The organism is Roseateles sp. (assembly GCF_036486225.1).
In the GTDB taxonomy this organism is placed as follows: domain Bacteria; phylum Pseudomonadota; class Gammaproteobacteria; order Burkholderiales; family Burkholderiaceae_C; genus Roseateles.
On record NZ_DASVNZ010000009.1, the window covers coordinates 1 to 10892 of the forward strand.

Here is a 10892-nt window from a genome sequence, read left to right on the forward strand (position 1 = left end):
TCTTCGGACAGTTGCTCTACAAATCCGCGGTCGCGCGCTGGACACGCACCTTGGCCACGATGTTCGCTGCGGGCGTGCCGCTCGTGGAGGCGCTGGACTCGGTGGGCGGCGCCTCCGGCAATGCGGTGTTCGTCGAGGCGACGGAGAAGATCCAGCGCGACGTGTCGACCGGCGCGTCGCTGACCACTTCGATGCAGACGACCGGCATCTTCCCGATCATGGTCCTGCAGATGTCGTCGATCGGCGAGGAATCCGGCTCGCTGGACCACATGCTGGGCAAGGCGGCCGACTTCTATGAAGAAGAGGTGGATGACGCCGTCAAGGCGCTGTCCAGCCTGATGGAGCCCATCATCATCGTGTTCCTGGGCACCTTGATCGGCGGCATCGTGATCTCGATGTACCTGCCGATCTTCAAGTTGGGCGCGGTGGTGTAAGTGCTGGACCAGGCTCTGCTGGACTTGCTGCTGTCACCTGCGTTCCTCGGCCTTGTCGGCCTGTGTGTCGGCAGTTTCCTCAACGTCGTCATCTACCGCCTGCCGGTGATGCTGCACCGCGAGTGGCTGTCCGATTGCGCCGATCAACTGGCGCTCGAGAGCGACCTGCGCACCCATGCGGGTCTCGACGGAGCGGCCGCCAGCCATCTGGCGGTCGCCGCGGTCCCGCTGCGCGAGTCGCTGGATCGTCAGCCGCCGTTCTCGCTGGTCCGCCCGGCATCGCGCTGCCCTCACTGCGGACACCGACTGCGCTGGCACGAGAACCTGCCGCTGCTCGGCTGGCTGCGGCTGGGTGGGAAATGCGCCTCCTGCAAGGCGCCGATCTCGGCGCGCTACCCGTTTGTCGAACTGCTCACGGGCCTGCTGTTCGCAGGCATCGCCTGGCGCCTCGGCGCACAGCCGGCGAGCCTGCTGTATTGCGGCTTCGCCGCAGCCCTGGTGGCGCTGGCCGGCATCGACTGGGACACCACCCTGCTGCCCGACGGCATCAACCAGCCTCTGTTGTGGGCCGGCTTGATTGCCTCCTACGCAGGATGGATTCCCGTCTCGCTGACCGATGCGCTGATCGGTGCACTGGCGGGTTACCTGTCCCTGTGGTCGATCTATTGGGCGTACAAACTCGCCACCGGCAAGGAGGGCATGGGCTACGGCGACTTCAAGCTGCTGGCAGCCCTCGGCGTGTGGCTGGGCTGGCAGATGGTGCTGCCGGTCGCGTTGTTCGCTTCGCTGATCGGTGCCGTGGTGGGCATCGGGCTGAAACTGCGAGGCGGACTGCGCGAGGGTCGCTATGTGCCATTCGGTCCGTTCCTGGCCGGCGGCGGACTCGCCGTGCTCCTGATCGGCACCGCGAAGGTCGCGATCTGGCTGGGACTTCAGCCCGTCTGAGCTGCGCCAGTAGCCACTCATGCGCATCGGTCTCACCGGCGGCATCGGCAGCGGCAAGAGCACCGTCGCAGCGGCGCTGGTGGCGCGGGGCGACGCGCTGCTGGTCGACACCGACGCGATCTCCCGCGCGTTGACCTCGACCGGCGGCGGCGCGATCTCCGCCATCGAGGCGAGGTTCGGTCCCGCCTTCATCGCAGAGAATGGGGCGCTCGACCGCGGCGCGATGCGGGAACTGGCTTTCCGGGACCCGCAGGCCAAGCGCGCGCTCGAAGCCATCCTGCATCCGATGATCGGCGCGGAAACCATGCGGCAGGCGGCGCTCGCCAAGCCGGGGCAGCGGATCGTGTTCGATGTGCCGCTGCTGGTCGAATCAGGACGCTGGCGGCGCCTGGTCGATCGGGTGCTGGTCGTCGACTGCCGGGAAGACACACAGATCGCCCGCGTCATCGCGCGCTCGGGACTGAGCGAGGCGGCCGTGCGGGCCATCCTTGCCCAGCAGGCAACGCGGATTCAGCGCCGCGCCGCCGCGGATGCGGTGATCCATAACGACGGCCTCACGATCGGGCAGTTGCAAGACGAGGTGGCCCTCCTGTTGACCAGTCCCCTGTTCTGACCGCCCTCACCCGTTCCGTGGGGGAGGCCGCGACGCACTGTGAAACAATGGTCACTTGCCGCAAAGGGATGTCGACTTGGTCCTCTACGAATACCCGTTCAACGAGAGCATCCGCACGATGCTCAGACTCGAACACCTGTTCGATCGGCTCGGTCAGCTGATGGCACGCGACACCGCGATGGATCACCACTTCGCGTTGGCCACCATCTTCGAGGTGATGGACGTCGCCTCGCGCGCCGACCTCAAGGCCGACCTGCTCAAGGAGCTGGAACGCCACCGCACGCAGTTCAACAGCTACCGCGGCAATCCGGCGGTGTCGGAAGCCGTGCTGGACGAGGTGGTCGGCCGCATCGATGCGGCCTTCGACAAGCTCAACCAGTTGCCTGGCAAGGCCGGTCACACGCTCACGACCAACGAATGGCTGATGAGCATTCGCAGCCGGATCTCGATCCCGGGGGGGACCTGCGAGTTCGACCTGCCCGCCTACTACGCGTGGCAGCAACTGTTGCCGGTGCGTCGACGCAACGACCTGATGCAGTGGGCGCAGACGCTGATGCCGCTGGCCGAGGCGCTCAATGTGCTGCTCGGCCTGCTGCGCGACAGCGGCTCGCCGCACAAGGTGGCCGCGCACGGCGGCCAGTACCAGCAGAGTCTCCCGCCCGGCCGCAGCTTCCACATGCTGCGCATGCGGATCGACCCCAGCCTGGGCTTGATCCCGGAGATCAGCGGCCACCGGCTGATGGTCTCGATCCGGCTGATGCGCCAGGATGAAGACGGGCGCTTGAAACCGGCCCCCGTGGACGCCACCTTCGAACTGACCCTCTGTTCCTGACCTGGTGCGCCTGGCGCCAGCCGTCAGGCGCGCCCTGTCGTTCCGTTTCCGCCATGACCGAGAAATTCATCCCCGCCACGCCGGCGCCCCGCATCGTTCCCTGCCCGACCTGCGGCGGCGACAGCCTGTTCGCGCCGAGCAACCTCTGGCGACCGTTCTGCAGCGAGCGTTGCCGCCAGATCGACCTGGGCCATTGGTCCGACGAATCGTTCCGCATGCCCGCGCCGCCGACGACGGTCGACGAGGACGACGCCTCGAAGTAGGACCTTGAGTTCGCTGGCGGCCGTTGAGCGGATCAGGCCGGCAGCAGTGCCCGTCGCACCAGATCCTCACGCGCCAGCTCCGGCGTCGTGAACAGGTGGGTGTGCCAGCCGAGGGCCTTCGCGGCCGCGATGTTGGCCGGATGGTCGTCGAGGAACAGGACCTCTTCGGGCCTGGCGCCGAACTGCTCGAGCGCGAGATCGAAGATCTCGCGCGACGGCTTCGACTGCTTCACCCGCCCGGAGAACACCCCCGACACGAACCAGTCCTTCAGCGGGAAGGTCTGCTCGAGGTAATCGGCATACGGCTCCGGCATGTTGGACAGGAAATGCAGCGTGTGTCCTTGTGCGTTCAGCTCCTGGATCAACGCCGCGGAGCCTTCGATGAGCTTCAGCTCCGACGGCACCGCGTCCATCACCGCGACGATGTCCTCGCGCGGCCAGCCGGTGCGCGCGTGGATGCGGTCCGCCGTGGTGGGCGCATCCGCCAGCCCCTGGTCGAACGCCCCCCAATCGCCGCTGTAGGCCTGGAAGAAGTCCTTGGCGACGGCAGCGCCCTCGACTTCGTCGGCGACGCGGTGGGCCCAGACTCGGGCCAGGAAACTCGGCGGGTGCCAACGGAACAGCACGGCGCCGAAATCGAACACGATCTTCATCTGACTCGTTCTCTACTGCGTGGGATTCGGGGAAGCGCGCTCAGCTGCGCACCTTGGCCAGCAAGCCGGCCGTGGACGCGTCCAGGCCCGACGCATCGCCGCTGGTCAGGCGCGGCAGCAGGCTGTTGCACAGCGCCTTGCCGAGCTCCACGCCCCACTGGTCGAAGCTGTTGATGTTCCACACCGCACCGCTGACGAACACACGATGCTCGTACAGCGCGATCAGCGCGCCGAGCGACGACGGCGTCAGCGCCTCCAGCAGCAGTGTCGTGCTCGGCCGGTTGCCGGTGAATCTCCGATGCCGTGCCAGCACGTCCGGATCGAGATCCTGGGACGCCGTCGGCGCCTTCTCCGTGCGCGCAGCTTCCGCGGTCTTGCCCTGCATCAGCGCCTGCGATTGCGCGAGGCAATTCGCCAGCAGCTTCACGTGCTGGTCCTTGAGCTTGTCCAGCAGTTCGCCGCGCACATGCGCGCCGAAGTTCGGCGTCTTGACGGCGATGAACTCCACCGGGATCACATCGGTTCCCTGGTGCAGCATCTGGAAGTAGGCATGCTGGCCGTTGGTGCCGGCCTCGCCCCAGACCACCGGGCTGGTGGCAAAGCTCAGCGGGTCACCGGCGCGGTCCACGCCCTTGCCGTTGCTCTCCATCTCCAGCTGCTGCAGATAGGCCGGCAGCCGGCGCAGGCCTTGGTGATACGGCGCCACGGAGCGGCTGGTGAAACCGTGGAAATTGCGGTACCAGACATCCAGCAGCCCCAGCAGGACAGGCAGGTTCCCGTCCAGCGGCGCGCTGCGGAAATGCTGGTCCATCGCATGCGCACCGGCCAGCAGCGCACGGAAGTGGGTCGAGCCCACGGCGATCGCGATCGGCAGTCCGATCACCGACCACAACGAATAGCGCCCGCCGACCCAATCCCAGAAGCCGAAGGTCGTCGTGATGCCGAACTCCGCCGCCGCCTTAGCGTTGCTGGTCGTGGCGGCGAAGTGCCTGGCGATGTCGGTTCCGCCGTTCTGCAGGAACCAGGCCTTGGCGGCCATCGCATTGGCCAGCGTTTCCTGCGTCGTGAAGGTCTTGGAGGCAACGATGAACTGCGTGGTCTTCGGATCCAGGTCCCGCAGCACCGGGGCCAGGTCGTGCCCGTCGACGTTCGACACGAAATGCAGCGTCAATCCGGCCGGCACATACGACTGCAAGGCCTGCACGACCATCGCCGGCCCGAGGTCCGAGCCGCCGATGCCGATGTGCACGACATCGGTGATGCCGCTGCGGGCCGCGTCGCGGACCGCGTCGGCGAAGGCCAGCATGCGCGCGAGCGAGGCCTGCACCTCGTCCGAATGCGGCCCCTGCCCCGCCGGCGCGCGCAGCGCCGTGTGCAGCACCGCGCGACCTTCCGTCGCGTTGATGGGATCGCCGTTGAACAGCGCCTCGCGCTGCGACTCCAGCTGCACGTCCCGGGCCAGCGTCAGCAGCAGTTCCAGCGCGCGGGCGTCGATGCGGTTCTTCGACAGGTCCGCGAACACCTCCGGCGCCTGCAGCGACCAGGCCGGGAAGCGGCCCTCATCGGTCGCAAAGGCCTGGCGCACGTCGAACGCGCGTCCGGATTGCTGGAAGTGGCTGTGCAAGGCCGCCCAGGTCGGGCTGCGGTCGCAACGCGGGAACTCGGTCATCGCAGGCTTTCGATCATCTGGTCCAGCTTGCCGGCATCGACGGCAAACAGGCGGATGCCTTCGGCCAGCTTCTCGGTGGCCATCGCATCCTGGTTGAGGGCGAAGCGGAACGCCGCCTCGTTGAAGGAGACCTTAGGCAAGTCCTGGGCCTTGGCGGCATCCGCGTCGAGCGCGCGCGCCAGCGAGGCTTCGCTGCCCTGCAGCTGGGCGAGCAGGTCGGGGCTGATCGTCAGCAGGTCGCAGCCGGCGAGCGCCTGGATCTGGCCCACGTTACGGAAGCTCGCACCCATCACTTCAGTCGAGATGTCGTGCTTCTTGAAGTAGTTGTAGATGGCGGCCACAGACTTCACGCCGGGGTCGTTGACGCCCGCATTGGCGGCCTCGTCCCAGTTCGGGCCGGCGGCCTTCTTGTACCAGTCGTAGATGCGGCCGACGAAGGGCGAGATCAACTGGATGCCGTTCTCGCCGCACGCCACCGCCTGGCAGAACGAGAACAGCAGCGTCAGGTTGGTATGGATGCCTTCGACTTCCAGTTCGCGCGCAGCCTGGATACCCTCCCAGGTCGACGCGACCTTGATCAGCACGCGGTCACGGCCGATGCCGGCGTCCTCGTACATCTGGATCAGGCGGCGGGCCCGCGCGAGCGAGGCCACCGTATCGAAGCTCAGGCGGGCGTCGACCTCGGTCGACACGCGACCCGGCACGACCTTCAGGATCTCCAGGCCGAAAGCCACCAGCACCTTGTCGACGATCAGGTCCAGCGCGTCCGTCTTGTTCGCGGCAACGGTGTCCTCGAGCAGGTGGGCATAGTCCGGCGACTGGACGGCCTTCAGGATCAACGATGGGTTCGTCGTCGCATCGCGCGGCGTGAACTGCGCCAGCTGCTTGAAATTGCCGGTGTCGGCGACGACGGTGGTGAAGGCCTTGAGTTGTTCGAGCTGGTTCATGAGCGTAGGCGCCTGAGGCGGTCGAGAACGGACGGGACGCGTCGGAGGCATGGGCCTTGCCCCTGCCTCCGGCGGAGAAAGACGTATTAGAACTGCTGGCGACACCCGCCTCGGGAGGTGGCGCGCACGTTGACCGGCCCAAGAAACTGGGGCATCATAATTCCGGTAACTTCGTTACATCAAGACATCGCCAACAACTCTTACGCCCCGACGCGGGGCGCCGCGCTCATGTCCTTCGACCTTGTCTTCTTTGGTGGCACCGGTGACCTGACCTGGCGCAAGCTGATGCCCGCGCTCTTCCAGGCGTTCCGCCACGGCAAGCTGCCCGAAGGCGGCCGCATCCTGGCGGTCGCCCGCGACGAGCAGTCCGACGAGCGCTATCGCGAGTGGCTCAAGGAACGCTTCCAGGAGGTCGAAGCCGGCAAACGGCCGAACGACGACGAGTTCGCCCGCTTCTCCGAGTTGGTGCATTACCGCCGCATGGACCTGTCCCAGCCCGACCACTACGCGCGGCTGAAGGAGTGGCTCGGTGAGCGCAAGGCCGACACGGTCGTGTTCTACCTCGCGACCAGTCCTCACCTGTTCACGCAGATCTGCCAGCAGCTCGGCGCCGCGGGCTTGAACGGCGCGAACGTGCGCGTGGTGCTGGAGAAGCCGCTGGGCCACGATCTGGCCAGCGCGCAGGAGATCAACCGCGTCGTGCGTTCGGTGTTCTCCGAGACACAGGCTTTCCGCATCGACCACTACCTGGGCAAGCCTTCGGTGCAGAACCTGATGGCGCTGCGTTTCGGCAACGCGCTGTTCGAACCGCTGTGGCGGCGCGAAAGCATCGCCAACATCCAGATCACGCTGGCCGAAGGCCTGGGCGTCGGCACGCGCGGCCCGTTCTATGACGGCACCGGCGCGCTGCGCGACATGATCCAGAACCATGCGCTGCAGTTGCTGACGATGATCGCGATGGAAGCGCCGTCCAGCAACGACGCCGATGCGATCCGGGACGAGAAGCTGAAGGTGCTGCGCGCGCTCAAGCCGTTCACTGCGGAGAGCGTCGCCCGCGACGTGGTGCGCGGCCAGTACCGCGCCGGCAACGCCGAAGGCAAGCCGGTGCCGGGTTATCTGGACGAAGGCAAGATCCCACCGGACAGCCACACCGAAACCTTCGTCGCGCTGAAGACGGAGATCCAGAACTGGCGCTGGGCGGGCGTGCCCTTCTACCTGCGCACCGGCAAGCGGCTCGCCGCGCGCGACGCGCAGATCGTCATCAATTTCCGTCCGGTGCCGCACCCGATCTTCCCGGGCAGCAGTTGCCCCAACCGGCTGATCATCAAGCTGCAGCCCGAGGACGGCCTGGAGCTCCAGTTGATGGCCAACAAGGGCGGCTCCAGCACCGAGGCCTTGAGCCCGGTCTCGCTCGACCTCGACTTCGACAAGGCCTTCGCGCACACCCGGGTCGGCGCCTACGAGCGGCTGCTGCTGGATGCGATCGCCGGGCGCCTCAACCTGTTCGTGCGCAGCGACGAGCAGGAACAGGCCTGGCGCTGGGTCGAGCCGATCCTGAATTTCTGGAAGCAGGACAGCACCGGCCCGCGCACCTACGTCGCCGGCAGCTGGGGCCCCCCGGCCTCGAGTGCACTGGTGGCGCGCGACGGCCACTCCTGGATCGAGGAATGCTGACGCGATGAGCATGCTCGAACGTGTCAAGGCCGCGCTGCCCGCGCTGCCGCCCGCCGAACAGCGCGTCGCCAAGCTGCTGCTGTCCGATCCGCGTTCGTTCGCGAGTCTGCCGGTCAGCGAGCTCGCCGATCGTTCCCATGTCAGCAAGCCGACGGTGGTGCGCTTCTGCCGCAGCGTCGGCTACGACGGCCTGGCCGACTTCAAGCTGAAACTCGCCGGCAGCGTCAACGAAGGCGTGCCCTTCGTGCACCGCGCCGTCGACGAGGACGACAAGCCCGGTGACCTGATCGTCAAGGTGGTCGACAACGCCGTCGCGGCACTGCTCCATTACCGCAACGACGCCGCCAGCCATGCCTTCGACCGCGCCATCACGGCGCTCTCGGAAACGGCCCGGCAGCGCCAGCGCATCGAGTTCTACGGCGTCGGCAACTCCGGCATCGTGGCGCAGGACGCGCAGCACAAGTTCTTCCGTCTCGGTGCCAACACCTTCGCGTGCAGCGACGGCCATGTGCAGTTGATGAGCGCGACGATGCTGGGCGCGGGCGACTGCGCCGTGATCATCTCCAACTCGGGCCGCAGCCGCGACCTGATGGACGCCGCAGAGATCGCTCGCAAGAAGGGCGCGACGACGATCATCATCACCGCCAGCGGCTCGCCGCTGGCCCAGATGGGTCAGTTGCCGGGTCAGGTGTTGCTGGCCGTCGACCATCCGGAGGACTACGACCGCTACAGCCCGATGGTGTCGCGACTGCTGCACCTGATCGTCGTGGACGTGCTGACCACCGGCGTCGCGCTGCGACTGGGCGAGAACCTCCGCCCAATGCTGCAGGAGATCAAGCGCAACCTCCGGACGAAGCGCTACGCGCAGTGAGGCGCGCGGCGCCGTCGACCAGACGGTGGCCATGCCGAAATGACTTCCTGAAAAGAAATCGGGCCGCGTCAGCGGCCCGATGTCATTGGCGAAAGTCTCGTCAGGCCATCTCGGCGGGCGCTGGCGCGTCAGCCCAGAACAGGTGCTCCAACGCGTACACGCGCGCCAGTTCACGCAGTTCGCGAGGGGCCTGCTGGAGCGTCAGCTGCCAGCCGTCCTGACCGCACAAGCGCAACGCGCTGAGCAGCAGGCTCAGCGCCGCCGAGTCGAAGTCCGTCAGGCCACTCGCGTCCAGCGTGACGCTGCGTCCGGCGGCGTTGCCGACCTGCGCCAGTTCGGCGCGCAGCGCGCTTTCGAGCCGCACCCACTCCTCCGGCACGTTCTCCAGGCGCAGCCGCGACGGCAGCTTCAGCATCGCGTCAGCCCTTCTTCGCGCCCGAGGCGGCCGTGGCCGGACGCGCGTTGCGCTCGGCCAGCGACTTGATCAGGCCGTCGATGCCCTTGGCGTTGATCTCCTGCGCGAAGCTGTTCTTGTACTGGTCCGCCAGCCAGATGCCGAGGACATTCACGTCGTAGATCTTCCAGCCGGAATCCAGCTTCTCCAGGCGGTAGTCCAGCTGGATCGGATCGCCCTTGCCGCGGATCTCGGTGCGCACGATGACTTCCTTGTCTTCGGGCGACGCGCGCATCGGCTTCATGGCGATCGTCTGGTCCTTGACCTGCGTCAAAGCACCGGCGTACGTGCGCACCAGCAAGGTCTTGAACTCGTCCTGCAGGCGCTGCTTCTGCTCCGGCGTCGCCTGGCGCCAGAAGCGGCCCACCGCGGTCGCGGTGATGCGCTGGAAGTCCACATGCGGCATGACCTTGGTGTCGACCAGCTGCATGATCTTGTTGACGTCGCCGCCCTGGATCGCCTTGTCGCCCTTGACGGCGTCCAGCGTCTCGATCGACAGCTCGCGGATCAGTTGATCCGGCGCCGAGCTGTCGGCGGCAAAGGAGGCCAGCGGGCTCAGCGTGGCGATCGAGACGATCGCGCCGAGCAGCAGTCGTTTGGTGGCATTCATGCTTGTCCTTTCTCTCTCTTCATGACACGGGCCGGATCACAACGCGGCAAGTCCGGTGCCGGTTCACCGGCCGCCCCCATGGGCGTTACCGGTTGTTGCAGCGTTCAACCTTCCTTCACGGACCGTTCAGCGGTCGCCTTGAGGGTTGACCGGCTTTTCATCCGGGGTGATGACTTCGTAGTCGTCATCCTCTTCCTGTTCCTTGTGCGTCTTGACGTTGCGGCGCTGCAGATAGGCGTCTCGCACGAAGGTGTACTTGTCCAGCGCGATGCCATCCAGCATGTCGGTCACCCGCAGCAGGTTGGCACGCGTGTTGATCAGTTGCAGCGCGGAGATCGCGAACTTGTATTCGCCGTCATCGAACAGGTAGGCCGGCGAGTAGTAGATGTTGGCCGGCAGCGTCACGGAATCACGCAGCGACGAGGGCCCCAGCAGCGGCCACACGATGTACGGACCGGTCTTGACGCCCCAGTAGCCGAGCGTGCGACCCAGGTCTTCCGACGTCTTCTCCAGCCCAGCGGGCGTGGCGATGTCGATCAGGCCCGCGATGCCGAACACCGAGTTCACGGCGACACGCATCGTCTGCGTCGCGCCGGTCTTGAAGCGCCCCTGCAGGAACAGGTTGATTGCCGACCAGGCATCCGAGAAGTTGCCGAAGAAGTTGTCCACGGCCTGGCGCGCCGGCTGCGGCACGAGGTCGGAGTACGCCGTGGCGACCGGACGCAGCAGGTTCTCGTCGAGCTTCTCGTTGAAGTTGAAGACCTTGCGGTTCCAGCCTTCCCAAGGGTCGAGGCGGTTGCGCACGCGTGGGCCCGGGGCATCCTGCACCGCAGCCGCGGCAGCCCCCGCCTGACCAGCCGCGGCCGGCTCGGCCGAGGACGCACCGGGCGCGGGTGCAGCGGCAGAAGCCGCGGTGGCCTGGTCTTG

At 66.8% G+C, this 10892-nt stretch carries 13 protein-coding genes; 7 read left to right on the forward strand and 6 right to left on the reverse strand.

From position 1 onward, the window contains the following. The 5 genes from VF536_RS00960 to VF536_RS00980 form a co-directional block, all read left to right on the forward strand. Positions 1 to 434, forward strand: a 434-nt coding sequence (locus VF536_RS00960) for a type II secretion system F family protein (protein ID WP_331612897.1), incomplete at its 5' end; no start/stop codon positions are given. After that, positions 435 to 1379, forward strand: coding sequence for an A24 family peptidase (locus VF536_RS00965; RefSeq protein ID WP_331612898.1), 945 nt, complete (start codon positions 435 to 437; stop codon positions 1377 to 1379). It abuts the gene before it with no gap. Positions 1380 to 1398: 19 nt separating this feature from the next. Next, positions 1399 to 1992 carry a dephospho-CoA kinase gene (gene coaE / locus VF536_RS00970; protein WP_331612899.1) on the forward strand — a complete coding sequence of 198 codons (594 nt, stop codon included), beginning with the start codon at positions 1399 to 1401 and terminating at the stop codon, positions 1990 to 1992. Positions 1993 to 2068: 76 nt separating this feature from the next. Continuing rightward, entirely contained in the window at positions 2069 to 2824 is a 756-nt protein-coding gene (zapD, locus tag VF536_RS00975) for a cell division protein ZapD (RefSeq protein ID WP_331612900.1), read from the forward strand. A 53-nt stretch (positions 2825 to 2877) separates the two neighbouring features. After that, entirely contained in the window at positions 2878 to 3087 is a 210-nt protein-coding gene (locus tag VF536_RS00980) for a DNA gyrase inhibitor YacG (RefSeq protein WP_331612901.1), read from the forward strand. A gap of 32 nt (positions 3088 to 3119) precedes the next feature. On the opposite strand, the gene VF536_RS00985 is transcribed toward VF536_RS00980, so the two are convergent. The 3 genes from VF536_RS00985 to tal are packed head-to-tail and all read right to left on the reverse strand — an operon-like array spanning position 3120 to position 6356. Then, a complete protein-coding gene (locus VF536_RS00985; RefSeq protein ID WP_331612903.1) occupies positions 3120 to 3740 on the reverse strand; it encodes an HAD family phosphatase in 621 nt (206 codons plus the stop codon). 40 nt (positions 3741 to 3780) lie between these two features. Further along, positions 3781 to 5409 (reverse strand): glucose-6-phosphate isomerase, encoded by a 1629-nt coding sequence (gene pgi, locus VF536_RS00990; protein ID WP_331612904.1) that lies wholly within the window; start codon positions 5407 to 5409, stop codon positions 3781 to 3783. Next, positions 5406 to 6356 carry a transaldolase gene (gene tal / locus VF536_RS00995; protein WP_331612905.1) on the reverse strand — a complete coding sequence of 317 codons (951 nt, stop codon included), beginning with the start codon at positions 6354 to 6356 and terminating at the stop codon, positions 5406 to 5408. Before tal ends, pgi begins: the two co-directional genes overlap by 4 nt. 228 nt (positions 6357 to 6584) lie before the next feature. Between tal and zwf the strand changes: the two genes are divergently transcribed. Then, positions 6585 to 8030, forward strand: a complete 1446-nt coding sequence (zwf, locus tag VF536_RS01000) for a glucose-6-phosphate dehydrogenase (protein WP_331612907.1) — start codon at positions 6585 to 6587, stop codon at positions 8028 to 8030. A 10-nt stretch (positions 8031 to 8040) separates the two neighbouring features. Continuing rightward, positions 8041 to 8901, forward strand: coding sequence for a MurR/RpiR family transcriptional regulator (locus VF536_RS01005; RefSeq protein WP_331612911.1), 861 nt, complete (start codon positions 8041 to 8043; stop codon positions 8899 to 8901). Positions 8902 to 9001: 100 nt separating this feature from the next. Here the strand turns inward: VF536_RS01005 and VF536_RS01010 are convergent, their stop codons facing one another. The 3 genes from VF536_RS01010 to VF536_RS01020 form a co-directional block, all read right to left on the reverse strand. Further along, a complete protein-coding gene (locus VF536_RS01010; RefSeq protein WP_331612908.1) occupies positions 9002 to 9316 on the reverse strand; it encodes an STAS domain-containing protein in 315 nt (104 codons plus the stop codon). 4 nt (positions 9317 to 9320) lie between these two features. Then, positions 9321 to 9965 carry an ABC transporter substrate-binding protein gene (locus VF536_RS01015; protein ID WP_331612909.1) on the reverse strand — a complete coding sequence of 215 codons (645 nt, stop codon included), beginning with the start codon at positions 9963 to 9965 and terminating at the stop codon, positions 9321 to 9323. A 126-nt stretch (positions 9966 to 10091) separates the two neighbouring features. Next, a partial coding sequence (locus VF536_RS01020; RefSeq protein ID WP_331612910.1) for a VacJ family lipoprotein occupies positions 10092 to 10892 on the reverse strand: 801 nt, incomplete at its 5' end.